The 26,998-nt window shown below is 32.6% G+C and carries 26 protein-coding genes; 13 read left to right on the top strand and 13 right to left on the bottom strand.

What is annotated here, in order from left to right; translation table 11 throughout:
- The first annotated feature begins 11 nt into the window (after positions 1-11).
- A complete protein-coding gene (locus Q4487_RS06755; protein WP_038505914.1) occupies positions 12-545 on the top strand; it encodes an RNA methyltransferase in 534 nt (177 codons plus the stop codon).
- A gap of 164 nt (positions 546-709) precedes the next feature.
- Here Q4487_RS06755 and folK read toward each other — a convergent pair whose 3' ends face one another.
- Entirely contained in the window at positions 710-1,855 is a 1,146-nt protein-coding gene (folK, locus tag Q4487_RS06750) for a 2-amino-4-hydroxy-6-hydroxymethyldihydropteridine diphosphokinase (RefSeq protein WP_303540684.1), read from the bottom strand.
- Positions 1,856-1,987: 132 nt separating this feature from the next.
- On the opposite strand from folK, the gene Q4487_RS06745 reads away from it, so the two are divergent.
- Positions 1,988-2,698: a queuosine precursor transporter gene (locus Q4487_RS06745; protein ID WP_100893831.1), complete on the top strand. Its 711-nt coding sequence runs from the start codon at positions 1,988-1,990 to the stop codon at positions 2,696-2,698.
- Positions 2,699-2,809: 111 nt separating this feature from the next.
- Positions 2,810-5,551 carry an AsmA-like C-terminal region-containing protein gene (locus Q4487_RS06740; RefSeq protein WP_303540687.1) on the top strand — a complete coding sequence of 914 codons (2,742 nt, stop codon included), beginning with the start codon at positions 2,810-2,812 and terminating at the stop codon, positions 5,549-5,551.
- Here Q4487_RS06740 and Q4487_RS06735 read toward each other — a convergent pair.
- Entirely contained in the window at positions 5,541-6,335 is a 795-nt protein-coding gene (locus tag Q4487_RS06735) for a DUF2797 domain-containing protein (RefSeq protein ID WP_303540689.1), read from the bottom strand. The two genes, Q4487_RS06740 and Q4487_RS06735, sit on opposite strands and share 11 nt — an antisense overlap.
- A gap of 83 nt (positions 6,336-6,418) precedes the next feature.
- On the opposite strand from Q4487_RS06735, the gene Q4487_RS06730 reads away from it, so the two are divergent.
- Positions 6,419-7,933: a GH3 auxin-responsive promoter family protein gene (locus tag Q4487_RS06730; RefSeq protein ID WP_303540691.1), complete on the top strand. Its 1,515-nt coding sequence runs from the start codon at positions 6,419-6,421 to the stop codon at positions 7,931-7,933.
- A 69-nt stretch (positions 7,934-8,002) separates the two neighbouring features.
- Positions 8,003-8,593, top strand: a complete 591-nt coding sequence (locus Q4487_RS06725; protein ID WP_303540694.1) for a hypothetical protein — start codon at positions 8,003-8,005, stop codon at positions 8,591-8,593.
- Positions 8,594-8,640: 47 nt separating this feature from the next.
- On the opposite strand, the gene clpX is transcribed toward Q4487_RS06725, so the two are convergent.
- The 6 genes from clpX to Q4487_RS06695 form a co-directional block, all read right to left on the bottom strand.
- Entirely contained in the window at positions 8,641-9,876 is a 1,236-nt protein-coding gene (gene clpX / locus Q4487_RS06720) for an ATP-dependent Clp protease ATP-binding subunit ClpX (RefSeq protein ID WP_100893826.1), read from the bottom strand.
- Between the two features lie 45 nt (positions 9,877-9,921).
- Positions 9,922-10,602, bottom strand: a complete 681-nt coding sequence (clpP, locus tag Q4487_RS06715; protein WP_100893825.1) for an ATP-dependent Clp endopeptidase proteolytic subunit ClpP — start codon at positions 10,600-10,602, stop codon at positions 9,922-9,924.
- Between the two features lie 203 nt (positions 10,603-10,805).
- Positions 10,806-12,134: a trigger factor gene (gene tig, locus Q4487_RS06710; RefSeq protein WP_303540698.1), complete on the bottom strand. Its 1,329-nt coding sequence runs from the start codon at positions 12,132-12,134 to the stop codon at positions 10,806-10,808.
- A 98-nt stretch (positions 12,135-12,232) separates the two neighbouring features.
- Positions 12,233-12,583, bottom strand: coding sequence for a phage holin family protein (locus Q4487_RS06705; protein WP_303540700.1), 351 nt, complete (start codon positions 12,581-12,583; stop codon positions 12,233-12,235).
- Between the two features lie 19 nt (positions 12,584-12,602).
- Positions 12,603-13,373, bottom strand: coding sequence for an alpha/beta fold hydrolase (locus Q4487_RS06700; protein ID WP_303540702.1), 771 nt, complete (start codon positions 13,371-13,373; stop codon positions 12,603-12,605).
- On the bottom strand, positions 13,373-14,086 hold the full coding sequence (locus tag Q4487_RS06695; RefSeq protein WP_303540704.1) for a pyridoxine 5'-phosphate synthase: 714 nt from the start codon (positions 14,084-14,086) through the stop codon (positions 13,373-13,375). The genes Q4487_RS06700 and Q4487_RS06695 overlap by 1 nt, the downstream gene beginning before the upstream one ends.
- Before the next feature lie 146 nt (positions 14,087-14,232).
- On the opposite strand from Q4487_RS06695, the gene Q4487_RS06690 reads away from it, so the two are divergent.
- From Q4487_RS06690 to murI, 8 genes are all read left to right on the top strand, one after another.
- The gene (locus Q4487_RS06690; RefSeq protein WP_100893820.1) at positions 14,233-14,889 is read left to right on the top strand and encodes a CBS domain-containing protein; all 657 of its coding nucleotides are present in this window, start codon (positions 14,233-14,235) and stop codon (positions 14,887-14,889) included.
- A gap of 4 nt (positions 14,890-14,893) precedes the next feature.
- Positions 14,894-15,775, top strand: a complete 882-nt coding sequence (locus tag Q4487_RS06685) for an NAD kinase (RefSeq protein ID WP_303540707.1) — start codon at positions 14,894-14,896, stop codon at positions 15,773-15,775.
- 118 nt (positions 15,776-15,893) lie between these two features.
- Positions 15,894-16,589, top strand: a complete 696-nt coding sequence (locus Q4487_RS06680) for a DUF6089 family protein (protein WP_100893818.1) — start codon at positions 15,894-15,896, stop codon at positions 16,587-16,589.
- A 9-nt stretch (positions 16,590-16,598) separates the two neighbouring features.
- Positions 16,599-17,339, top strand: coding sequence for an isoprenyl transferase (locus tag Q4487_RS06675; protein ID WP_100893817.1), 741 nt, complete (start codon positions 16,599-16,601; stop codon positions 17,337-17,339).
- Positions 17,311-19,935 carry an outer membrane protein assembly factor gene (locus Q4487_RS06670; protein ID WP_303540711.1) on the top strand — a complete coding sequence of 875 codons (2,625 nt, stop codon included), beginning with the start codon at positions 17,311-17,313 and terminating at the stop codon, positions 19,933-19,935. Before Q4487_RS06675 ends, Q4487_RS06670 begins: the two co-directional genes overlap by 29 nt.
- Before the next feature lie 101 nt (positions 19,936-20,036).
- The gene (locus Q4487_RS06665) at positions 20,037-20,822 is read left to right on the top strand and encodes an OmpH family outer membrane protein (protein WP_100893815.1); all 786 of its coding nucleotides are present in this window, start codon (positions 20,037-20,039) and stop codon (positions 20,820-20,822) included.
- Positions 20,823-20,879: 57 nt separating this feature from the next.
- Entirely contained in the window at positions 20,880-21,389 is a 510-nt protein-coding gene (locus Q4487_RS06660; protein WP_100893814.1) for an OmpH family outer membrane protein, read from the top strand.
- Positions 21,390-21,484: 95 nt separating this feature from the next.
- Positions 21,485-22,276, top strand: coding sequence for a glutamate racemase (gene murI / locus Q4487_RS06655; RefSeq protein ID WP_303540714.1), 792 nt, complete (start codon positions 21,485-21,487; stop codon positions 22,274-22,276).
- A 6-nt stretch (positions 22,277-22,282) separates the two neighbouring features.
- On the opposite strand, the gene Q4487_RS06650 is transcribed toward murI, so the two are convergent.
- From Q4487_RS06650 to Q4487_RS06630, 5 genes are all read right to left on the bottom strand, one after another.
- The gene (locus Q4487_RS06650; protein ID WP_303540716.1) at positions 22,283-22,780 is read right to left on the bottom strand and encodes a dihydrofolate reductase; all 498 of its coding nucleotides are present in this window, start codon (positions 22,778-22,780) and stop codon (positions 22,283-22,285) included.
- An 18-nt stretch (positions 22,781-22,798) separates the two neighbouring features.
- Positions 22,799-23,623 (bottom strand): thymidylate synthase, encoded by an 825-nt coding sequence (locus Q4487_RS06645; protein WP_100893811.1) that lies wholly within the window; start codon positions 23,621-23,623, stop codon positions 22,799-22,801.
- A 169-nt stretch (positions 23,624-23,792) separates the two neighbouring features.
- Positions 23,793-25,361, bottom strand: a complete 1,569-nt coding sequence (locus Q4487_RS06640; RefSeq protein WP_303540719.1) for a NupC/NupG family nucleoside CNT transporter — start codon at positions 25,359-25,361, stop codon at positions 23,793-23,795.
- The gene (locus tag Q4487_RS06635) at positions 25,306-25,938 is read right to left on the bottom strand and encodes a bifunctional nuclease family protein (protein WP_303540721.1); all 633 of its coding nucleotides are present in this window, start codon (positions 25,936-25,938) and stop codon (positions 25,306-25,308) included. The genes Q4487_RS06640 and Q4487_RS06635 overlap by 56 nt, the downstream gene beginning before the upstream one ends.
- A gap of 91 nt (positions 25,939-26,029) precedes the next feature.
- Positions 26,030-26,998: an electron transfer flavoprotein subunit alpha/FixB family protein gene (locus Q4487_RS06630; RefSeq protein ID WP_303540723.1), complete on the bottom strand. Its 969-nt coding sequence runs from the start codon at positions 26,996-26,998 to the stop codon at positions 26,030-26,032.

The following is a 26,998-nucleotide window of genomic DNA, read 5'->3' as shown; positions in this document are numbered from 1 at the left end:
ATATAAATAGAATGAGAAAGTTAAAAAATAACGAATTAGAGCGATTAAATATTGAAGAGTTTAAACAAGCAGAAAAAACGCCTATTGTTATTGTTTTAGATAATATTAGAAGTTTAAACAACATTGGTTCTGTTTTTAGAACAGCTGATGCTTTTTTAATTGAAAAAATATACTTGTGCGGTATTACTGCTAAACCGCCACATAAAGACATACAAAAAACAGCATTAGGTGCTACAGATAGTGTAGCTTGGGAGTATGTAAATGAAACTTTGCCTTTAATAGAGCAGTTAAAAAGCAATGGCTATAAAACACTTGCTGTAGAACAAGCAGAAAATGCTACTTTTTTAAATGATTTTAAAATAACGCAAAACCAAAAGTATGCACTAATTTTTGGTAATGAGGTTAAGGGTGTGGCACAAGATGTAGTTACAGCTAGTGATGTGGTTTTAGAAATTCCGCAATACGGTACAAAACACTCTTTAAATATTTCTGTAAGTGCAGGTGTTGTGGTTTGGGATTTGTGGTCTAAACTACAAGACAAATAAAACATTTTTTACTTTTAAGGTATAAAAAAAGACCCAACTAAGTTGGGTCCATTATGTAGTTTGAGTTAGTTAGTTCCTCTGTTAAGAGATATGCAATTAAAGAAAACGTTTTGAATATTGCAAATAAATTGTGAAATAACTGTTAATTTAATACTCGGCTTTTTTTAAAGATTACGTAAAATGTAACCTTGTATTTCGTGTAAAATGTGCTCGTAATCAGCGTCATTAGCTACAAAGTCAAGGTCGCTAACATCTATAATAAAGGTATTTTGCTGCGGATAACTTTTTATGAAATCTAAATAACCTTTGTTAATTTTTTCTAGATAATCTGTCTGTATATCCTGTTCATATTCACGACCACGTTTTTTAATGTTGGCAATTAAGCGCTCTGTGTTTTGGTATAAGTATACAAAAACATCGGGCTTTTTTACATCTTTATACATTAAATCAAACAACTTACGGTATAGCTTAAATTCGTCTTGGTGTAAGGTTACTTTTGCAAATATGAGCGATTTAAAAATGTCATAATCACTAACCATAAAAGACCTAAATAAGTCTAGCTGAGATGTATCGTCTGAATATTGCTGGTAACGGTCTGCTAAAAAAGACATTTCTAACGGAAAAGCATACCTTGTTTGGTCTTCATAAAACTTGGGTAAAAATGGGTTATCTGCAAAGCGCTCTACAATTAATTTAGCATTGTAATCTTCAGAAATTTTATTAGCTAATGTTGTTTTACCAGCGCCAATGTTACCTTCTATGGCTAAAAACTGTGCTTTTGCTAGTAAACTTTCTCTGTTAGGGTATAGTCTTCTTTCTGTGCGCTCTATAGCTCCTTTATCTTTACATTCCTGAAAAAGGTTTCTAGAATCTTTGTTTAATATTGGGTGGTAAAATTGCGGACCAACATCTGCTAAAGGGCGCAAAACAAAACTTCTAAATTGTAAGTTTGGGTGTGGCACCACTAATTTTTCGGTGTTAATTACCTCTTTGCCATAGTAAATAATGTCTATGTCTATGGTTCTGGCTTGGTAACCAGCTTCATCTGTTCGCTGCCTTCCTAAGTGTGTTTCTATTTCAAAAATAATATCTAAAAGCTCAAAAGGGTCTTTAGTTGTGTTAATAGCAACGCAGGCGTTTAAAAAGTCGTCCGACTCAAAACCCCATGATTCGCATTTGTAAACTTTAGAAATACCAGCAATGCTACCTGCTTTTTCCTTTAATAAAAAAATGGCATCTTGTAAGTTTACTATCTTATCACCTAAATTACTTCCTATAGATAGGTATGCAGTTGTAACGTTCTTCTTCATTTAAAAACAAAGTAAATAAAATAGTTTTTAAGGCGCTATCTTAAAATTAAATATCTTTTTTGTAAAGGTATTAAAAGCTTAACTTAAGTATCTTTACAAATTACAAGTAAATTAGAACAGGAGACCCTATATATGAACAAAACAGATAAAAAATTAGCCTTTAAAATATATTTGTACCTAGGAGCACTTTTTATAACGTCTTTGGTGGTGTCTAATCTTATTTTTCAGAAATTTTTTATTTGGCAACCTTTTGGAGATGTTACCATTTTTGGGGCAAACTTGTTTGAGATTTCTGTGGGTGTGCTACCTTATCCTGTTACTTTTTTGTTAACCGATTTAATTTCTGAAATCTACGGTAAAAAAAGTGCTAACCAAATTGTAATAGCTGGTATTTTTGCTTCATTTTTTTCATTGTTAATAGTGTATTTAGCATCTGCTTCTGAAGCCACAAGTTGGTCTTCTGTTAGCAATGCAATGTTTAAAGATGTTTTTGGTAACACAATTTTAGCTGTTACGGCATCTATGTTAGCGTATTTGTTTGCGCAGTTTGTAGATATACAAGTGTATCATTTCTGGAAAAAAATAACAAAAGGTAAGCATTTATGGTTGCGTAATAATTTTTCAACTTTTTTCTCTCAGTTTGTAGACACGTGTACAGTTTTGCTGCTTTTGTGTTCTTTTGGAGAAATTGGCTGGGAAAAGTTTACGGGTTTGTTAATTAGTGGTTTTATTTTTAAGATAATTATAGCATTTGTAGACACCCCTTTGTTGTATTTCTTCGTATATATAATGAGAAAAAGATTTAATTTAAAAATAAACCAAGAAATAACATTGGAGTCATAATAAAATAGACCTTTAGTTGTTTTAATTGTAAGATTTATAATACAATCTAAAAATATCTAATTTGTTTACCTGGTTTAGCTCAATTTTAAAAAAGAAAAAAAATAGTTCTGTATGAAAAAGAAAATATTAAAAATTATAGGTATTGTAGTATTGTTAATAGTAGTTCTGCTTATTGCAGCTCCTTTCTTTTTACAAGGTAAAATTGAAAAAATAATTAAGGATAAAGTAAATAACAATATAGAGGCTACATTAGATTTTGCTAGTGCAGACCTTAGTTTGTTTTCTAGCTTTCCTAATGCAAATGTTACTATTAATGATTTAGTGTTAACAAATAAGGCACCTTTTGCGGGTGATACGCTGTTTGCTTCTAAAGAAATTTCATTAGACCTGGCAATTACAGAGTTGTTTAAAGATCCGTCTGAGGCTATTGGTATTAAAAGCTTGGCTGTAGATGGTGCATCTGTAAATATTATGGTTAATAAAGATAGTATTGCTAATTACGATATTGCTAAAAAAGATCCGTCTGCAGCTGCAACTCCAGAAACGGTAGAAGAAGAGGGGAGTAGCTTTACATTGGCTATGGAATCTTATAAAATTACAAACTCTAGTATTGTATATGTAGACCAAACTTCTGGTATGGCTTTAGCTCTAACAGAATTGCAGCATTCTGGTACAGGAGATTTATCTCTAGAGAAGTCTGAGTTAGATACTAAAACAAATGCGCTTGTGTCTTTTGGTATGGGTGGTACAAATTATCTTAATAGAAATAAAGTAGGTTTAGATGCTCTAATTGGTGTAGATTTAAAAGAGAGTAAGTATTCTTTTTTAAAGAACGAAGCTTTAATTAACCAATTACCATTAGTTTTTGATGGTTTTGTTAAGGTTAATGATGATAACCAAGAGGTAAACATCAACTTTAAAACATTGTCTAGTGAGTTTAAAAACTTTTTAGCATTAGTGCCAGAAGAGTATACTAAAAGTATTGAAAACGTAAAAACTACAGGGAAATTTACGGTAGAAGGTAAACTTAATGGTGTTGTTGATGAAACACATATTCCTAAATTTTCAGTAAAGTTAAATTCTGATAATGCATCATTTAAATATCCAGATTTACCTAAGTCTGTTACTAGTATTTTTATAAATGCGGCTATAGATAACACAACTGGTTTGGTAGAGGATACTTCAGTAGATATTAAAAAATTAGCTTTTGCAATAGATCAGGATAGGTTTAATCTTAACTCTCAAATTACAGATCTAATGGGTAACACTAAGGTTAAAGCGCATTTAGATGGTAATATGAATTTGGCTAACATATCACAGGCGTATCCTGCGCCAGCAGATTTAAATTTAAAAGGAATGCTTAAGGCAGATATTACTACAGCTTTTGATATGGCATCTATAGAGAAAGAACAATATCAAAACACAACAACAAGTGGTACGTTAGATTTAAAGGATTTTGAGTATAATTCTGATGAGCTTAAAAACCCTGTGCAGATTACAACAACATCTTTGTCATTTAATCCAAAAACGGTATCGTTAAATGAGTTCCAAGGAAAAACTGGTACTACAGATTTTTCAGCAAAAGGTACAATTACAAATTTGTTAGGTTTTATGTTTAAGGATGAAAAAGTAAAAGGAGATTTTGCTTTAAATTCTAATACGTTTGCTTTAAATGATTTTATGGTAGATGAGGAAGAGGCTACAGAAACATCAACTGAAAAAACAGAAGAGAAGCAACCTGTTACTGAAGAGAAATTGAAAATACCATCGTTTTTAGATGCAACAATTACTGCCAATGCAAATACGGTATTGTATGATAATTTAACGCTTAAAGATGTAAAAGGTACACTGCGTATTAAAGATGAAACAGCAAAATTGTCTAATATGACTACATCTTTATTTGGTGGTAAAATGGCTTTTAATGGTGAGGTTTCTACTAAAAATGAAGCTGCTACTTTTGCTATGAATTTAGGAATGAACCAGTTTAATATCAGTCAGGCTTTAAAAGGTTTAGAGATGTTAGAGGTTTTAGCGCCTGTAGCAAAAATTATTAGAGGTAATTTAAATTCTGATATTTCTGTAGCGGGTAATTTAAAAGATGATTTTACGCCAGACTTAACTACAATATCTGGTAAGGTATTGGCGGAGTTAATGCAGACAGAGTTAGATGGTAAGCAAGAGAAATTTGTAACAGCATTAAGTGATAAGCTTAGTTTTTTAAAACCTGAAAAATTAAATTTAAACGGATTAAAAACTGCTTTATCTTTTGATAATGGTAAGGTGTCTGTTAAGCCATTTAAGCTTAATTATGGAGATATTGTAATGAATGTTGCTGGTAGTCATACATTTGATAGTAAGTTGGCTTACAATGCCACTGTAGAAGTACCTGCTAAATATTTGGGTAATGATGTTACTAAGTTAATAGCTAAAATAGATGATAAAAACTTAGAGGATTTAACAATACCTGTAACGGCTAATATTGGAGGTAATTTTACAAGTCCAGAGGTTAAAACAGATTTAACTAGTGGTGTTAAAAACTTAACAAGTCAGTTAATAGAAATAGAAAAACAAAAACTAATAGCAAAAGGGAAAGATAAAGCAACTAGTGTTATTAGCGATTTGCTAAATAAAAATAAATCTAAAACAGATTCTTTAACCCAAGATGATGCTAAAACTTCTGTTGTAAAAGATGTTGTAGGTGGCTTGTTAGGTAAAAAAGATACTACTGCTGTAGAAAAAGATGCAGAAACTAGTACCAAACAAGAAACCCAAAAAGAAGCTGTAAAGGAAATTTTAGGAGGCTTGTTTGGTAAAAAGAAAAAAGAGACAGAAAAAGATACTACTAAGCAATAGTTAAACTTACGTAGTAGCCTTCGTTACTTCTAATATTAAAAACGGTATTATCTTCAAAAATTAGGTACTGGCCTTTAATGCCTTTTAGTGTGCCTTTGTAATTAGGTGTTTTATCCAGATTAAGACTTTTTACTTTTTCTGGATATTGCATTACCGGAAACTCTAAATGAGTTTCTTTATTATCTTCAATAAAATACTGTGCAGCTTCCTCAGGTATATATTGTTTTAGTTTGTTGCGCCACTCAATTAAGTTTTCGTCATCTACAGTATTGGTAAGCATTTTTCTCCAGTTGGTTTTATCGCCTATATGGTCTTTTAAAGCAACTTCTGTAATGCCTGCTAAGTAACGGTTTGGTACTTCTACTATCTCTATGGCTTCGTGTGCTCCTTGGTCTATCCACCTTGTTGGTACTTGTGTTTTGCGTGTAACACCAACTTTTACGTTGCTAGAGTTTGCTAGGTAAACAATATGTGGCTGTAGTTGAACTTTTTTTTCGTAAGCTAAATCTCGATCTTCTTGGTCTAAATGTGCTGTACTTAACTCTGGTCTCATAATCCAATCTCCTGCGGTTGGAATCTCAAAAAAACACGATTTGCAAAAACCTTGTCTGTATATGGGCTTGTCTAACTTGCAATTAAGGCATTGGTGTTTTATAAATGAAATTTCTACAGATTTGTTTAAAATCTGATTAACATTTAAAAAATCATTCTCAAAAACTAAATAATATTGTATAGGGTTTCCGTTCTCGGTTTGCATTTTTTGTAAAACACCTTGGTACTGCATAAAATGTATTTGAATATTAAAGTTGTATGGGCTATTTTTATCAAAATAACTACTGAAAATTTTCAGGATAAAGATACCTAAAAATGTCAATACCTTTTGTTAATTCTATTGCTTCTTGGTTGCTAAAAAAGCGGTATCACCAAATAGAACTTTTTTTAAAATACCCAGCTGAGGTTCAGGAAGAAGTAATGTTTAAGTTGCTTAGTATTGCTAAAGATACTGAGGTTGGTAGGCAGTACGACTTTGCGTCTATCACAAATTACAAAGAATTTGCTGCTCGTGTGCCAATTGTTTCTTATGAGGAAGTAGAGCCTTTTGTAGAGCGAACTAGAAGGGGGGAACAAAACATTTTTTGGCCTACAAGTATAAAGTGGTTTGCTAAAAGTAGCGGAACAACTAATGCTAAAAGTAAGTTTATACCAGTTAGTTCTGAGGCTTTAGAAGATTGTCATTTTAAATCTGGTAAAGATTTATTGTGCTTGTACCTTAATAATAACGAAAACTCACAATTGTTTACAGGCAAGAGTTTGCGTTTAGGTGGTAGTAAAGATTTATACGAGGATAATGGGAGCTTTTTTGGAGATTTATCTGCTATACTAATTGATAATATGCCTTTTTGGGCAGAAATGAGTAGTACGCCAAGTAATAAAGTGTCTTTAATGAGCGAATGGGAAACGAAGTTAGATGCAATTATTAACGAAAGTAAACTAGAAAATGTTACAAGTTTAGCGGGTGTGCCATCTTGGATGTTGGTGTTGCTTAACAATATGTTAGAGCAAACAGGTAAAAGTCATTTGTTTGAGGTTTGGGAAAATCTTGAGGTTTATTTTCACGGAGGTGTAAGTTTTAGCCCTTATAAAGATCAATACAAAGCCTTATTGCCGCGTAAACAGTTTAACTATTATGAAATTTATAATGCATCTGAAGGGTTCTTTGCTATACAGGATAGAAACAATGCAGATGATTTATTGTTGATGTTAGATTATGGTATTTTTTATGAATTTATTCCGATGGATGCATATGGGGCTGAAGATCAAAAAGTAATAGCACTTTGGGATGTGGAATTACATAAAAACTATGCTATTGTAATTACTACTAATGCAGGTTTGTGGCGTTATAAAATAGGAGACACAGTAAGGTTTACATCGGTTAGTCCGTATAGAATAAAAATTACAGGCCGTACCAAGCACCATATAAATGTTTTTGGGGAGGAGTTAATTATTGAAAATGCAGAAGAGGCATTAAAAAAGGTATGCAAAAAAACTGCTGCACAAATAAAAGATTATACTGTTGCACCTGTTTTTATGGTAGGTAGGGAAAAAGGAGCACACGAGTGGATTATAGAGTTTAGAAAAGAACCTGCGGATATTAATCATTTTACAGAGTTGTTAGATAATGCTTTAAAATCTTTAAACTCAGATTATGAAGCTAAACGTTATAATAATATAACCTTAAATATGCCTAAAGTGCACATTTCCAGGGAGAATCTTTTTTATGATTGGTTAAAAGATAGAAGTAAATTGGGAGGGCAACATAAGATACCAAGATTGTCTAATAAAAGGGACTATATCGATGAATTGCTTCTAATGAACAAATAAATTGGTTTATTTACTAGTTATGCTTCATATTGCATATATAAACCTAACCAGTATATAAAACTATAAAATATGAATTCAGAAAGACTAGTTGTTTTGTCAGATATGTGGGGTCCTAAAAAGGGAATGTGGATTACCTCATACTTGGCATACCTACAGCAGTATTATGAGATTGAGTATTATGATATTCAGCAGTTGGCAAATGTAGATTTGCTAAAGCAAACCGAAAAAAATATTCATACTGCCTTTGTAGAAGGTGGTATAGATACAGCGGTATCTCATTTATTAAAAAAAGAAACAAAACCAGCTCATTACTTAGCTTTTAGTATGGGTGGGTCTATTGCTTGGAAAGCAAACTTAAAAGGTTTGCCTATGAAATCTTTATATGCGGTGTCTGCAACTAGAGTGCGTAAAGAGGTAGAGCGTGTAGATGGAGATGTAAAAATGCTTTTTGGTAGTAAAGACTTGTATAGACCTTCTACAAAATGGTCTGAGACTATTGGTGTAGAATTAGAGGTTGTAGAGAACTTTGGTCATGAAATGTATTCTGACTCTCAGGTAATACAAAAAGTATGTCTAGATCTTTTAAAAAAAGTAATGGTGAAGCCAGAACAAGAAAAGAAAACAGCTAAAATTAAAGTTTTAGCAAAAAAAATATCCTAAAGAAAACTTTAGGATATTTTTAAATATAGATTGTAAAAGCCGTTTTGTTATGAAACGGCTTTTAATTTTTTAACTGTCTCGTAAGATAGTTTGTTCTCTGCATACTCTTGTGTTACTTTAAATTCTTTGTCTTCGCTACTAGGTAACTCAAACATAGCATCTGTAAAAATAGCTTCACACAAAGAACGTAAACCTCTTGCTCCTAATTTGTACTCTATTGCTTTAGAGACTATATAATCTAAAGCTTCATCTGTTATAGAAAACTTAATGTTATCCATAGCAAAAAGCTTTTCATATTGCTTTATGATAGCATTTTTAGGTTCAGTAAGTATTGCTCGTAGTGTTTTCTTGTCTAACGGATTCATATGTGTTAGTACAGGTAAACGACCAATAATTTCTGGTATTAAACCAAACTCTTTTAAATCTTTTGGAATAATGTATTGTAGTATGTTAGAGTTGTCTACGTTTTCATCTAGTTTAGATGCACTGTAACCAACTGCTTGCATATTTAAACGCTTAGTTATAATACGCTCAATACCATCAAAAGCACCACCAGCAATAAATAAGATATTCTCTGTGTTTACTTCAATAAATTTCTGATCTGGGTGCTTACGTCCTCCTTTTGGCGGAACGTTAACAACCGTACCTTCTAATAGTTTTAATAGACCTTGTTGTACTCCTTCTCCAGAAACGTCTCTTGTAATAGAAGGGTTATCGCTCTTGCGAGCAATTTTATCAATCTCATCTATAAAAACAATGCCGCGTTCTGCTTTTTCTAAATTATAGTCAGCAGCTTGCAAAAGACGTGTTAGTAAACTCTCTACATCTTCACCAACATAGCCTGCTTCTGTTAATACAGTAGCGTCTACAATTGCTAAAGGTACGTTTAACATTTTGGCAATTGTTTTAGCCATTAATGTTTTTCCGGTGCCAGTTTGCCCAGCCATTACAATGTTACTTTTTTGTATTTCTACATCGTCATCTGCACTAGAGGGCTGTAATAATCTTTTGTAGTGGTTGTATACTGCAACAGACATTACTTTTTTGGTGCGTTCTTGTCCTATAATAAAAGTGTCTAAAAACTCTTTTATATCCATAGGTTTTTTTAGAACCAGTTCTGCAGATAAACTGTCTGTTTTAGACTGTTTAGTGTCTTCTATAACAATACCATATGCTTGCTCTATACAACGGTCACAAATATGTGCACCTTCGCCAGCAATTAATATATTGGTTTCTGCTTTGGTTCTTTTACAAAAAGAACATTCTAAATTTTCCTTTGCCATAAGTCTACTTCTTCTCTTTGGGAGTAAGGTGTTTATTAGTCGGTTTTATTTCTTGTCCCTTACTAATATTTCGTCTATCATACCATAGGCTTTTGCTTCGTCAGCTTTCATCCAGTAATCTCTGTCACTGTCATCGCTAACTTTGTCAAAAGGTTGGCCAGAGTGTGTTGCAATAATGTTATACAACTCATCTTTAAGTTTTAATATCTCTCTTGCTGTAATTTCTATGTCACTAGCTTGCCCTTGTGCGCCACCTAATGGTTGGTGAATCATAACACGAGAGTGTGTTAAGCCACTACGTTTTCCTTTTTCACCTGCACAAAGTAAAACTGCACCCATAGATGCTGCCATACCAGTACATATTGTAGCAACGTCTGGTTTAATAAACTGCATAGTGTCATAGATGCCTAAACCAGCGTAAACACTACCTCCTGGAGAGTTAATATATATTTGAATGTCTTTAGATGCATCTGCGCTTTCTAAAAACAATAATTGTGCTTGTACTATATTAGCAACTTGGTCATTAATACCTGTTCCTAAAAATATAATTCTGTCCATCATTAATCTAGAGAAAACATCCATTGCAATAGCATTTAGTTGTCTTTCTTCGATAATGTTAGGCGTCATATTGCTTGGGTACATTGTACTTAAGATTTTATCATAGTACATGCTGTTTATCCCTTGGTCCTTTATGGCGTAGTTCTTAAATTCTTTTCCGTAGTCCATATGTAGTATTTGGTATTTTAAATAAAAAAAGGTGCCGAAAATTTATACTTTCGGCACCGTAAATATACTTATTTTTTTTAGTGACGACCTATAGTCTAATTTGCTTTTGAAGCTTTGCACTATAGTTTGATACTAAATTTAACGGAATTTTTTGTTTTAACATATATGCACTAGCTTTTTTTTAACAGTGCATATGATAAAATTTACTCTTTTCCGTAAACTTCTTTAATAAAATCATCATAAGAAAGCTCCTTAGTCTTAAGGTTAGCTTTTTCTTTGTAAAGCGTTAATAGTTTTTGGCTCATTAACTGCTCAGACAATCTTTTTACTTCATCTTGGTTAGACATGATTCTACCAGCGATATTGTCTAATTCCTCTTCAGCAGGGTTTAATTGTCCGTACTGTGCCATTTGAGATTTAATGAAACCTTTAGCAAATTCCTTTAATTCATCAAACTCTACTTGAAGCTTGTTCTCTTGAATAATTTTACCTTCAATTAACTGGTAACGTAAACCTTTTTCAGATTTTTCAAATTCAGCTGCTGCCTCTTCTTCTGTTAACGGTTTTTCACCTGTCATTTGAATCCATTTTTTCAAGAATTCAGTAGGTAAATCAAACTTTACATTTTCAATAAAGTTTTCAGTAATGTCATTTAACAATTTTTGATCAGCTTGCTGCTCAAATTGCTTTTCTGTATCTTCTTTAATTTTGTCTCTAAGTTCTTTTTCAGAAGAAATTTTTTCTTCGCCAAATAACTTATCAAACAACTCTTGGTTCATTTCAGCAGGCTCACGCTCGTTAATTTCTTCAATAGTAAAAGTAACTTCTGTGTTTAAATCTGCAGATTTGTCTGCTGCTAAACCTAATGCGCTAGATAATTGGTAATCTTCTTTAAAAAGACCTTTAGTTTTTAATGTAACAACATCACCAACTTTTTTTCCAACTAAAGCATCAGTAGCTTTTTTAGCTTTTATAGTGCTTAGTTCTATAGTAGTTTTATTGCTTATTTCTTCTTCTTCGTTAGTAAAAGTACCAGTTACCTCGTCTTTTTTAGATACTTCAGTTTTAGAGATAAGTTTGCCGTATTGTTTTCCAATACGCTCTACTTGCTCATCTATCATTTTTTTATCTGCAACTATTTTGTACTGTGTAATTGCTTTTTTTGTCTTAATTGGAGCTTCAAATTCTGGAGCTAAACCTAATTCAAATTCAAAATCTAGATTTTCTGCATCCCAGTTAAAGTCGTCTTGTTGTTTTGGTAAAGGGTTACCAAGAACATCTAACTTTTCTTCAGTTAGGTATTTATTTAGGTTGTCTTGTATAAGTTTATTTACTTCGTCTACTAAAACAGCCTTACCATATTGTTTTTTAATAAGGCCCATTGGTACATGTCCTTTTCTAAAACCTGGTATGTTTGCTTGCTTTCTATAATCATCAAGAATTGCTTTTACCTTATCTTGGTAATCCTCTTTAGTGATAGCAACTTTTACAACTGCATTCAATGCATCAATCTGCTCTTTTGTAATATTCATTTTTGAATCTGATTTTACTTAAATAAAATGGGCTGCAAAAATAGTACATTTTAATTAGGTCTACAAGTTTTTAAATTGTTGTAATACAAAAGGGTATGTTATTTTTCCTTATCGGTTTTTAAGACAGAAAATAATATAGATTGTAATAGCGATAATAATAAGCTAAATACTATGGCCCACAGCCAACTATCTACAGTAAATCCTGAAACAAAATAGCCTGCTAATTTTATAATGCATGCGTTTATTACAAGTAAAAATAGCCCTAGAGTTACAATGGTTACTGGTAATGTAAGTATCACAAGTAATGGCTTAATAAAAAAGTTTAATAAACTTAATACAACTGCAACAATAATTGCGGTAGTATAGCTGTCTACACCAATACCTGGCAAAACTTTAGATAATACAACAACGGCAATGGCACTTAATAATATACGTAGAATGGTTTTCATAGCTTGTGTATTTAATGGGTTAACTTTTTATAAAGATAAGCGATTTTTCTAAGAATTCCTTAGGGTTTTCTGCGTGTAACCAGTGACCTGCGTTTGTTATGGTTTGTATGTCTGCGTTAGGAAAATGAGTTTTTATAATATCTGTATCCATAGGTGAAATATACTCAGACTTGTCTCCTCTTAAAAATAAGGTTGGTCTGTTGTATGTAGCAGATGCACCTATGTTTTCTCCAATTTGCTCCATACGTTCTGCTAAAACGTCTAAATTAAATCTAAATCCAAGTTTCCCTTTTTCTACCCAGTACAGGTTTTTTAGTAAAAACTGACGCACACCTGCGTTAGAAATGTGTTTGGCTAACTCTTCGCTAGCTTGTGTTCTGGAGTTAATTATATTAAGGTCTAATGCTTTTAAACCATTAATTATTTCATGGTGGTGTGGTGGGTAAAATTTAGGAGCAATGTCTGCAATTAATAGTTTACTAACCAAGTCTGGGTAACTGCAAGCTAATTGCATTGCGGTTTTACCCCCCATAGAGTGTCCTAAAACTATACAGTCTTTTAAATTGTGCTCATTAATATATTCTTCAATGTCATTGGCAAGAATGTCATAATTAAACTCGGTAGAATGAAAACTTTTACCGTGATTGCGCTGATCTATTAAGTGTACTTGTAGGCCTTCTTCTGCGTATTTATTGCCTAGGGTTTTCCAATTGTCAGACATTCCTAAAAATCCGTGTAAGATTAACAAAGGTTGTCCTTCTCCAAGTATTTTAGAATGTAACTGTGGCATTATTTTAATTTGTTTAAGTACATATTTACAACATTTTCTAATCCTAAATAAAGAGATTCGCTAATTAAAGCGTGTCCAATAGATACTTCTAATAGGTTAGGAACTTTCTCTTTAAAATAAGCAACGTTATCTAAGCTAAGGTCGTGGCCTGCATTTATGTCTAAGCCTAATTTGTGTGCCAAAATTGCAGCATCAGTAAAAGGCTGTACACCATTTTTGTCTCCTTTTGCGTATGCATCAGCAAAACTTTCTGTGTATAACTCTATGCGGTCTGTTCCTGTTTCTGCAGCTCCTTCAATCATTTTTAAATCGGCATTAACAAAAATAGAAGTTCTAATGCTGTTAGCTTTAAATGTGGTAATAACCTCTTTTAAAAAATCTTTGTTTTTTATGGTGTCCCAGCCAGCATTAGATGTAATGGCGTCTATAGCATCTGGCACTAAGGTAACCTGTGTAGGTTGTGTTTCTAAAACTAAGTCTATAAATTTTTTAATAGGGTTACCTTCTATATTGTATTCTGTAGTTACAATTTTTTTTAAATCTCGCGCATCTTGGTATCTAATATGTCGTTCATCTGGCCTTGGGTGAATAGTTATACCTTCTGCGCCAAAAGACTCTATATCTGTTGCAACTTTACATAAATTAGGTACATCGCCGCCTCTAGAGTTTCTTAGTGTGGCAATTTTATTAACGTTAACACTTAATTTTGTCATTTTAATTTTCTTTTGCTATTGCAAAAATACAAATAAGGCATAGCTTTTGTTGTTAGTTAGTAAAGGTTTTTTATTTTTATTAAAAGCCTTGGTGTTTATGACCTTGGTCGAAAAAATTATTATTAATTTGCAATAATATTTAAGCTATGCAGATACAGTCTAATATATTATCAACAATTCCTACGTTTTCTATAAATGACAGTATGGAAGAAGTAATTCGTTTTTTTAAAACAACTACTTTTTCACATGTTGCTGTTGTAGATAAAAGCAAGTTAGTAGGGATGATTGCTGAAAACGATTTTAAAACTTTTGAAAAAGGGAAAAAAATTGAAGATTATAAATACAATCTAGAAACTTTTTGTGTTGACTCTGATACTTCATGGTTGGATGTTTTGGAGGTCTTTTCTAAAAATGACGCTAATATTTTACCTGTGTTAGATAAAGATGAAGCTTTTGTTGGTTATTATGACTTAACAGATATTGTGGCTTTATTTATAGGTACACCGTTTTTTACAGAGCCAGGAGGTATTTTAGTTGTTGCAAAAGGAATATCTGATTATTCTTTTAGTGAAATAGCACAAATTGTAGAAAGTAATAATGCTAAGTTATACGGGGCTTTTATTACAGAAATAGAGAATGATGTAGCGCAGGTTACATTAAAAATAACTTCTGCAAATTTAAATGAAATTACACAGTCTTTTAGGCGTTATAATTACAGTATTTTATATGGTAATGATGATGATCTTTTTCTTGAAGATTTAAAAGAGCGCTCTAATTATTTAGATAAATACTTAAACGTATAACTGTATGAAAGTTGCCATTTACGGACAAACTTATAACGACGATACTGTAGACTATGTAGTAGAACTTTTAAGTGAGTTAAAACTACATAATGCAGCTATTAGTTTTGAAGAAGATTTTTATAATTTTATTACAACGTCAAAAAAAATTGAGCCTTTTTCAATTTTTACAGAAGATAGCGGTTTAGATGCTACTTTTGATATGTTTGTAAGTTTTGGTGGTGATGGTACAATATTACGCGCTATAACTTTTGTTAAAGATTTAGGGATACCAATTGTAGGTGTAAATACAGGTCGTCTTGGGTTTTTGTCAACTTTTAAAAAAGAAGACGTTAAAAAGGTAGTGCAAGAGTTTGTTGCAAAAGATTACACTGTTGTAGATAGGAGCTTGGTAGCAGTAAGCTCAAATGTAGATATACCAGAATTTGGGACTATAAACTTTGCTTTAAATGAAGTTACTGTAAGTAGAAAAGATACTACGTCTATGATTACAGTAGACACTTTTTTAAATGATGAATATTTAAACTCTTATTGGGCAGACGGACTCATAGTTTCTACACCAACAGGTTCTACAGGGTACTCTTTAAGTTGCGGTGGGCCGGTAATTACACCAACGGCAAAATCTTTGGTTATAACACCAATTGCACCACATAATTTAAATGCGAGACCTTTAGTTATCTCAGATAATACAGTGGTTAAATTAAAAGTTTCGGGTAGAGAAAAAAATCATTTACTTTCTTTAGATTCCAGAATTGTTACTTTGGAAAATGGTACAGAAATAACGGTTAAAAAAGCCGATTTTACAGTTAAAATGATTGAATATACTTCTGAAAGCTTTCTAAAAACTTTACGCAATAAACTTTTGTGGGGAGAAGATAAACGTAATTAATTGTTTTTTAAAACAATAAATAGGGTATAAAACTGTTATTCAAGAGAGAGAACAGAGGTGTAATAATAGGATGCTACTAAAATCCTATAGTGTTACATTTGCAAACTTTATATGAGTTATGAGAATATTTATTGCAATTCTATTATTTTCCTTTTTTGGAGTCGTTAGTGCGCAAACCTATGAGGTAGGTGTACTTGCTGGAGGGTTAAATAATATAGGTGATGTTGGTAAAACAAACTATATTAGTCCAAGTGGCTTTGCTTATGGAGGTATTTTTAAGTGGAACAAAAGTAAACGCTATGCGTGGCGCGCAAGTATACTACACGGTAAATTTGTTGCAGATGATTTAAAGTCGGGCTTAGCTTACAGGCAAAAAAGACAGCTAAAAATGGAGAATACTGTAACAGAATTTTCTGCTGGCTTAGAGGTTAATTTTGTAGAATACAATCTGCACAAGTTAGGGCCAGCTTTTACTCCTTATTTATATACAGGCGTTACCTATTTTAGGTACGATTATAATTACTTTGAAGTAGGCTTTTTGCAAGATTTAGATCAGCGAGAAGGCGATTTTGCTATTCCAATGACAGTTGGATTAAAGTATAGATTAAATCAATTTTTTATCTTAGGCGCAGAAATTGGTGCTAGATACACGTTTACAGACAATTTAGACGCTAGTAATCCGGAAAAAGCTAACGTATCTACCTTAATAGATCCTAAGTTTGGAAATATTTTTAGTGATGATTGGTATGTTTTTTCAGGTTTTACACTAACTTACACCTTTGGTAGAAAACCGTGCTCAGATTGTTTTGAGTAAATTATACTTATGGATACTATAGAAGATTTAAATAAAGAAAACATACCAGACCATTTAGCCATTATTATGGATGGTAATGGTAGATGGGCTAAACAAAAAGGAAAACTACGTATTTTTGGCCATGAGAATGGTGTTAAAACAGTGCGTAGAGTAGTAGAGAATTGCGCAAAAATAGGAGTTGGTTACTTAACTTTATACACTTTTTCTACAGAAAATTGGAATAGACCAAAGCTAGAAGTAGATACGTTAATGCGTATTTTGGTGTCTTCATTAAAGAAAGAAGTTAAAACTCTTAACAAAAACAACATAAAACTTAATGCAATAGGTAACTTAGATTTGTTACCTAAAAAAGCAGGTGAAGAACTTAAGAATGTTATAGCTAAAACCTCGGCAAATACTGGTATGACGCTAACATTGGCATTAAGTTATGGTTCTAGGGATGAGATTAGAACAGCTGTTCAGGAAATTAGTATCAAAGTTAAAAATAATATAATTTCTCCCGAAAATATTGATGAAATCATTATTAATAACCATCTTTACACGCAAAATTTACCAGACGTAGATTTACTTATTAGAACCAGCGGTGAACACCGTATAAGTAATTTTTTACTTTGGCAAATAGCGTATGCAGAGCTGTACTTTACAGATGTACTTTGGCCAGACTTTAAAGAACATCATTTAGTAGACGCAATTAAAAATTATCAGAACAGAGAACGAAGATTTGGAAAAACTAGCGAACAACTCAACTAACACAACCAAAAGAACCATTACTTTTGGTTCAATTATTACCATCCTTTTCCTTTTTACAAACTTAGTCGCTTTTGCGCAAGAAACATCTTATGAAGATGGTAAAAAGTATATTTTAGGTGGTTTAGAAATTACAGGCGTAAAAAGCTATAACGAGCAGACTGTAGTCACTTTTACCGGTCTTAGGGTTGGACAACCAATTACGCTTCCTGGAGAAGAAATTAGTGCGGTAATTAATAAGCTATGGGGTTTAGAGCTTTTTAGTGATATTAATTTTTATATTACTGATATAAAGGGAGAAAAAGTTTTTTTAGAACTTAATATTGTAGAGCGCCCTACGCTTACAGATGTTACTGTGTACGGAGTTAAAAAACGTAAAGTAGCAGATATTATTGATGATACAGATCTTAAAAAGGGTAAAAAAATTACTCAGAGTCTTATTAATAATACAGAGAATTACCTAAAAAATAAGTACAAAAAACAAGGGTATTTAAATACTAATGTGAATATTGTAACTGCTGTAGATACATCAGAAACCAATGCTCAGAAAATGGTAATTAATATCAAAAAAGGAGAAAAGGTAAAAATTAGTGATATTACTTTTGATGGTAACGATCAGTTGGCAGCAAAAAAACTACGTAAAGCACTAAAGAAAACTAAAAAGAAAAAGTTTTACCGTTTTTGGAAAAAATCTAAATACATAGAAGAAGATTACAAGAACGACTTAACTTCTCTTGTAGAGAAATATGCAGAAAGCGGTTATAGAGATGCAAGAGTAGTTTCTGATACTATTACAGATGTTGATGATAATAATATTAAAATCAATATTAAAGTAGAAGAAGGTAATAAGTATTACTTTGGAGATATAGATTTTGTTGGTAATACCGTATATCCAGATGCATTTTTAACAAGAGCTTTGGGTATTAAAAAAGGGAATACATATAATGGTGTATTGCTTAAAAAAAGAATTGAAGATAACACAAAGCCAGATCCAGACGATTTAAGTAGTTTGTATCAGAATAATGGTTATATGTTTTCTAGAATAACACCAGTAGAAGTTTCTGCAGAGAATGATACCATTAATTTTGAAATTAGAATTATAGAGGGTAAAGAAACGTTTCTTGATCACGTTACAGTTACTGGTAATGATAAAACAAACGACCACGTAATTTTTAGAGAGTTAAGAACACGTCCTGGTCAAAAATATAACAAAGCCAATATTATTAGGAGTATAAGAGAATTAGGTGCTTTAGGTTATTTTGATGCAGAAAGTATTAAGCCAGATGTACTTAATCCAAATCCTGATGCAGGTACTGTAGACATTAATTATAGTGTATTAGAGGCTGGTTCTAGTCAAATAGAATTACAAGGTGGCTACGGCGGTGGTGGCTTTATAGGTACTTTAGGGTTGTCTTTTAATAACTTCTCATTAAAAAATATATTTAAAAAAGAAGCTTATACGCCTGTTCCTATGGGAGACGGACAAACATTTGCTATTAGATTACAGGCAAGTAGAACGTATAGAGTTTATAGTCTTAATTTTTCTGAGCCATGGCTAGGAGGTAAAAAACCAGTACAATTTAATACTTCTTTATCTAGAACACAGCAGTTTGCATACGATTATACTTCTAACGAGATTGATAAAAGTAGACAGTTTTCAATTTCTAGTATTTCTGTAGGTTTGGCAAAAAGATTAAAATGGCCTGATGATTATTTTGTAGCTTCTCATTCATTAGCATATCAACTATATGATTTTCAAGATTACAACATAGGTTTGTTTAATTTTGGTAATGGTTCTGCAAATTCACTTTCTTATACATTTGGATTGTCTAGAGAATCTTTAGCAGGTGGTAAAATATTTCCTCGTGGAGGATCTAGTTTTCAATTTAAACTTAAAGCAACACCACCTTACTCATTATTTTCTGATAAAGATTATAAAGGTTTAAAAGAGGAGAGTGATGAATTACAGGAGGTAAGAAATACTACTGGTAGTTTAAGTCCTTTTCAGCAAACTCGTTTAGAAAAAATAGAAGAAGACAGATTTAAATGGTTAGAATTTTATAAAGCTAGTTTTAAAGGAGATTGGTACACAACGCTTACTGGTGATTTAGTTTTACGTTCTAACGCAGAGTTTGGTTTCTTAGGTAATTATAACAATGATATAGGTAATGTGCCTTTTGAGCGTTATTTTGTTGGTGGTGATGGTTTAGGAAACTTTACTTTAGATGGTAGAGAAACTGTACAATTAAGAGGGTATGAAAACCAATCTTTAACGCCAGTAGTAGCAAGTACTAATGAGCAAGAAGGTGGTGTGGTTTATAATAAATTCTCTATGGAACTTAGGTATCCTATCACTTTAAAACCATCAGCATCTATATATGCACTAGGATTTTTAGAAGGAGGTAACTCTTTCAACAATTTTACTGAATTTAATCCGTTTGAAATTAAACGATCGGCCGGAGTAGGGTTGCGCATATTTATGCCAGCTTTTGGTCTATTAGGAATTGACTTTGGTTATGGGTTTGATAAGGATAACTTACCTACCTCTACTGAGCCAAGTGGATGGCAAACACACTTCATCATTGGTCAGCAGTTTTAATTACAAAGAATATTTCTAATTTACCATATGTTAATAAGCTTGTATTTAGGTGATTAATATTTTTGGCACGATATTTTCTATGTATTAAAACGATAAACAAAATGAAAACAAAAGTTCTTTTAATTTTAACTACGTTGCTACTGTCAACTAGTATTTTTGCCCAGAGAGGTGTAAGGGTTGCCTATGTAGATATGGAATACATTCTAGAGAATGTGGAAGAGTATAGGGAGGCTAATGCGCAACTTGCTAGTAAAGTTGAAAAATGGAAGTTAGAGATTGAAGGTGAGAAAAAGCAAATCTTTGATATGCGACAAACCTTGCTTGCAGAAAAAGTTTTATTAACTAACGAGTTAATAGAAGAACGTGAGGAAGAAATAGCATTGTTAGAAAAAGAAATGCTACAATACCAACAAGATAGATTTGGTCCTCAAGGAGATTTGGTTATGCAAAAGTTAAGACTGGTGCAGCCAATACAAGATCAGGTTTTTAATGAGGTACAAAAGATAGGTAAGAATAAAAATTACGATTTTATTTTTGATAAATCTGCAGATGTTGTAATGTTGTATGCAGAAAAAAGAAATGACATTAGTGAGTTAGTACTTAGAGCTATTTCTAGGACTAGAAAAATTAGTGCTCCTAAAAAGAGTGCAAGAAGTAGGTTTGAAGACGAAGAAGAAGACAAGCCTATTACAGAAGCTTTAAAGGTTAGGCAAGAACAAGCTAAAGAGGCGGACGCGGCCAGAGCTAAGAGTGCAGAGGAAAAAAGAGCTGAGCAGTTAAAGTTGCGTGAAGAGCGTAAAAAAGCTTACGAAGCTAGAAGAAAAAAATTATTAGAAGAAAAGGCAGCTAAACAAAAGAAAACCAAAGAAGAAAAGGACGGTAATTAAAAAAGAGTCTATACACTAAAATTAACTAAATACTTAAATTAACATTCAATTACTATTATGAAACATTTAAAGAAGATAGCAGTAGCATTAGTATTATTTGTAGCTACAACAGCATTTGTAAACGCACAGTCTAAAGTTGCGCATATTAATGTACAGCAGTTGTTACAAGAAATGCCTGCAATGAAGAGCGCAGATGCAGAATTAAAGAAGTTAAACGAAACTTTAGGTGCAGACATACAGGCAAGTATGGCAGAAGCTAGAAATAAAGCTACGCAGTACCAAAATGAAGCAGCTTCTAAAACTGCAGAAGAAAATGCAAAAAGAGAGCAAGAAATAATGACATACCAAAAAACAATTCAGACTGCACAGCAAGCGGCACAGCAAGAATTGCAAAAAAAGCAACAAGAATTGTTAGCTCCAATACAAGAGTCTGCAATGAAAGCTATAGAAAAAGTAGCAGCTGCTCAAGGTTTTGACTATGTAATTGATGCTAGTCCAGGTGCAGGTCTTCTTGTTTCTAAAGGAAAAGATCTTTTAGCAGACGTAAAAAAGGAATTAAAATTCTAATAAGCTATACTAGTTTATTTCATAAAGGCTGTGCTATTTGCACGGCCTTTTTTGTTACTTTATAGTATATTTAGGCTTTTAAATTATAGGTTACAATGCATAACAATCCTATTGGTGTTTTTGATTCTGGTGTAGGTGGTACATCTATCTGGAAAGAAATTCATAAATTATTACCCTTAGAGAATACTATTTATCTTGCAGATAGTGCTAATGCACCTTATGGAGAGAAATCTGCAGAGGATATATTAAAGCTTAGTATTAAGAATACAGAGCTTTTGTTAGAGTATAATTGTAAGATAATAGTTGTTGCTTGCAATACAGCAACAACTAATGCTATTAGTTATCTTAGGCAAACGTATACAGGTGTTTCTTTTATTGGTATAGAGCCAGCTATAAAGCCAGCAGTGTTGCAATCTAACTCTAAAACTGTAGGTGTTTTAGCAACTAAAGGTACCTTGTCTAGTAGTTTGTTCCATAGTACGGTTAAAAACCACGCAGAGGGCATTAAAATTATTGAAAAGGAAGGTAAGGGTTTGGTTCCTTTAATAGAATCTGGTAAGGCAGCATCAAAGGAATGTAAAGATCTTTTAAAAGCGTTATTAGCTCCTATGTTAGCTAAAAATATAGATTATCTTGTTTTGGGTTGTACTCATTATCCATACTTAATTCCTGTGCTTAAAGAGTTGTTGCCTCAGCACGTAAATATTATAGATTCTGGTGAGGCGGTTGCTAAACAGACTAAGGTTATTTTAGAAAAAGAAAATTTATTAAACAGAGATAATGTTTCTTCTTTCCATAAGTTTTTTACTAATGCAGATGTGTCTATTTTAAAATCTTTTCTAAAAAATGTAGATGCTTCTATAGCTGTTAATTATCTAGATTTTTAAAATTATTTAGCATTTGCGCACATATGTTATGTAAGTGAAGTCTATTTTGTGTTTGTCATCTTTTGGATGGTATTCTTCAAAAACTACTTCCCAGTTGTCATCATTTAGTTCAGGAAAAAAAGTGTCAGCATCAAAAGTAGCGTGTACTCTTGTTAGTTCTATTTGGTGTGTGTTTTCTAATGCTAATTTGTATATTTCTCCGCCCCCAATTATATAAACTAATTCATTGTCTTTTGTAATGTCTAGGGCGTCTTGTAGTGAGTGTACAACAACGCAATTGCTATGCTCTATAGTGTAGTTTTTATCTCTGGTGATTACAATATGCTTTCTGTTGGGTAAAGGCTTAGGAAAGCTTTCAAAAGTTTTTCTACCCATTACTATTGGGTTGCCGGTGGTAAGTTTTTTAAAGCGTTTAAAGTCATCTGGCAAATGCCAAAGTAAGTTATTGTCTTTTCCTAAAGCATTATTTTCTGCAGCAGCTGCAATAGCAATTATTTTTTGCACAATTAATATTTTATATGTTTATATGGCTACTTTTCCTTTAATGTGTGGGTGTGGATCATAACCTTCTAAAGTGAAGTCTTCAAAAGTAAAATCAAAAATATTTTTTACTTCTGGGTTTAATATCATTTTAGGTAAAGCTCTAGGTTCTCTGCTTAGTTGTAGTTCTACTTGTTCTAGGTGGTTATTGTAAATGTGAGCATCACCAAAAGTGTGAATAAAGTCTCCTGCTTCATAACCACAAACTTGTGCCATCATCATAGTAAACAAGGCATAAGAAGCAATGTTAAATGGTACACCTAAAAAGATATCTGCGCTTCTTTGGTACAGCTGGCAAGATAATTTGCCATCTGCAACGTAAAACTGAAAAAATGCGTGACAAGGAGGAAGTGCTGCTTTACCATTTGCTACATTTTCTGAGAAAGAAACAGATGTGTCTGGTAATACGCTAGGATTCCAAGCGGTAACCATCATTCTTCTGCTGTTAGGGTTGTTTTTTAGTGTTTCAATTACCTCTTTAATTTGGTCAATATCCTCGCTATTCCAATTACGCCATTGGTGTCCGTAGACAGGTCCTAAATCTCCATTTTCATCGGCCCACTCATTCCAAATACGGACTCCGTTTTCTTGTAAATAAGCAATATTTGTATCACCTTTTAAAAACCAAAGTAATTCGTATATAATAGATTTTAAATGTAATTTTTTTGTGGTAACCATAGGAAAACCTTTGCTAAGGTCAAAACGCATTTGGTGACCAAAAACACTTATTGTTCCGGTACCGGTACGGTCTCCTTTTTGGTTTCCTGTTTCTTGTACGTGTTTAAGTAAGTCGTGATATTGTTTCATTTTAAAGCAGCATCTTTCTTCTGTTTGGTGTAAACAGAAATTGTTTAGTCTTATGTAAAAATAAGTAATTAAATAATAAGTAATAGTATAATAAGTTTTGAATAATGATTAAATCATATATCTAAAACTTATTAGCTAGTTTGTAAAATTATTGTGTTTTAGGTTGATGTTAGCCTAATATCATACCTGCAATAGTAGCAGAAAGTAATGATGCTATAGAGCCTCCTAATACAGCTTTAAGTCCAAGTTCTGATAATGTTTTTCTTTGATTAGGAGCTAAAGATCCAATACCACCTATTTGTATACCAATTGAAGCAAAGTTGGCAAAGCCACAAAGCATATAAGTAGCCATTAAAATAGATTTGTTGTAAGTAAAATGCGGATTAGCAGCAATATTTTTTAGTTCTGCTAATTGCTTGTATCCAATAAATTCACTGGCGGCCAATTTTACTCCTAGTAATTGTCCCATAAGCATTACATCTTCTTTTGCAACACCTATTAGCCACATCAATGGCGCAAAAATGTAGCCTAAAATAAACTCTAGTGACAAGCAGTCGTATTGTTTGTGATTGTTGTCTATTATGGTGTTTAATGATGTAAAATGCCAAGATATGTCTAAAGATTTTATTGTAATACCATCAAAGCCTGCAGCACCACTTAGGATTCCGTTAACCATTGCAATAAGGGCAACAAATACTAAAAGCATTGCGCCAACATTTACAGCTAATTTTAAACCTTCAGTTGTTCCGTTTGCAATAGCGTCTAATATATTAGCACCTATTTTGTCTTGTGAAACGTGCACATTTGTGTCCACTTTTTCAGTCTGTGGGTATAAGATTTTAGAAATTACAATAGCACCTGGAGCAGCCATTACAGAAGCGGCTAATAAGTGTTTAGCAAATTCTAATCTTAAAACAGGGTCATTTCCTCCTAGAAACCCAATATAAGCAGCTAAAACAGCGCCAGCTACTGTTGCCATACCGCCAACCATAACTAATAAAATTTCAGACTTATTCATTTTTTCTAAATAAGCTTTTATTAGTAGTGGAGCTTCAGTCTGTCCTAAAAATATATTACCAGCTACAGATAAACTTTCTGCGCCAGATATACCTAGTGTTTTTGTTAATAGTTTGGCTAGTGCTTTTACAACACGCTGAATTATTCCTAAGTAAAACAATACAGATGTTAATGCTGAAAAGAAAATGATAGTTGGTAAAACTTGAAAAGCAAATATGAATCCAAATTTATCCATATCTGTTACCAATCCTTCAAATAAAAATTTACTCCCTTTAGTGGTGAAATCAAGTATGCTAACAAAAACTTTACCTACGCTATCAAAAACAACAGCAATAAATTCAATTTTTAACACACCAATTGCAATAATTAGTTGTAAGCCCAGACCAATACCAACTGTTTTCCAGTTTATGGCTTTACGGTTTGCGCTAAATAAAAAGGCTATTAGTATTAAAACAGCCATACCTAAAAGTCCTCTTAATAAACTGCTAACGGAAAATCCTGCATTGTCTATAATAGGTTTTATTGTAGTATCTGTTGTTGTGGTTTGTATGGTCTCTACAGCTGCTTGCGCAGGTATAGAGTCTTGTGCTATAGATGGAAATATAACAAAAAAAGCAAATAGGAAAATCCAGTAACTTTTTTTCATAGTAAGTTTTGTGTAAGTGTTATTTTCTTTTTGAGATTTCATCTCGTAATTTTGCAGCTTTCTCGTAATCTTCATTTGTAACTGCTTTATTTAATTCTTCGTGTAGCTCACTTAAATTTAATTCTCTGTAAGCATCAGAAGGGTTAGATTCTAGTTCTACGGTTTCTCCTTCTTGTAGAATTTCATCAACCATAATACTATCATCTTTATCTGGGTCATCATCTTCATCTTTAGAAGAGAATTTTAAGAAAATACCAGCTTTGTCTAAAATAGTTTTGTAAGTAAATATAGGGGCGTCAAAACGTAATGCTAATGCTATAGCATCACTTGTTCTGGCATCTATAATTTCTTCAACCATATCTCTTTCACAAATAATACTAGAGTAAAAAACGCCATCTACAAGTTTGTGTATTATAACTTGTTTAATTACGATAGCAAATCTATCTGCAAAATTTTTAAAAAGATCGTGCGTTAGTGGTCTTGGTGGTTTAATTTCTTTTTCTAAGGCAATTGCTATAGATTGGGCTTCAAAAGCACCAATAACTATAGGTAGTTTTCTATCACCATCTACTTCATTTAATATAAGGGCATAAGCGCCATTTTGTGTTTGGCTGTATGATATTCCTTTTATTTTTAGTCGTACTAAACTCATATTAAAATTTAAAATTACTAAGGGCTGCCTAAATAAAAGGGATTACCTTGTATTTAAGCAGCCCTTTAGTATGGGCACAATTTATAAAAAATTAAGCGTTTTGCGCTTTAAATTCTTTTAATTTTTCGATTAAGGTAGGAACTACTTCAAAAGCATCGCCAACAATACCATAATCTGCAGCCTTAAAGAAAGGAGCTTCTGGATCTGTATTAATTACAACTTTTACTTTAGAAGCGCTAATTCCAGCAAGGTGCTGTATAGCTCCAGAAATACCAATAGCAATGTATAAATTACTTGCTACAGGTTTACCTGTTTGTCCTACGTGCTCGCTGTGAGGTCTCCATCCTAAATCTGATACTGGTTTAGAACAAGCTGTTGCAGCACCAAGTACGTCTGCTAATTCTTCAATCATTCCCCAGTTTTCTGGACCTTTTAAACCTCTACCACCAGATACAACTACATCTGCATCTGCAATAGTTGCTTTACCAACAACTTTATCTATTTCTATAGATTTAGTAGAAAAGTCTGTATCTGTAATAGCAGGAGAAAAATCTTCTACTGCTGCAGTTACGCTATTTTCTTTAGCGCCAAATGCATTGTTAGATACGCCAACAACCTTAATATCTGTGTCTATAGTTGTATGAGCAAAACCTTTGTTACTAAATACTGTTCTTTTTACTTTAAATGGTGATGTGCTTTCTGGAGCATCTACCACGTTTGGAGCATAACCAGCTTTTAATTTAGCAGCCACCATAGGTGCTAAATATTTACTATCTGTGCTAGAGCCTATTATAACGACTTTAGCTGTTTCTTTCTCAACTGCTTCTGTTAACGCGTGTGCATATGCTTTTGCGTTAAAAGTTTTTAGAGTGTCATTGCTAATGTTTAACACTTTAGTAACACCATAGTTACCTAGAGTGTCATTACCTTCTGCATTAAAAGATACAGCGGTAACAGTTGTGCCTAATTGTTGAGCTACTGCGTAAGCATAAGAAGCTACTTCAAAAGTACTCTTTTTAAATTTTCCGTTTTCTGATTCTGTGTATACTAAAACTGACAT

Origin of the sequence: Cellulophaga sp. 3_MG-2023, assembly GCF_030546975.1 — a bacterium.
Classification (GTDB): domain Bacteria; phylum Bacteroidota; class Bacteroidia; order Flavobacteriales; family Flavobacteriaceae; genus Cellulophaga.
Note: the sequence above shows the minus strand (reverse complement) of the source record. Positions and strands in the feature narration are given on the sequence as shown.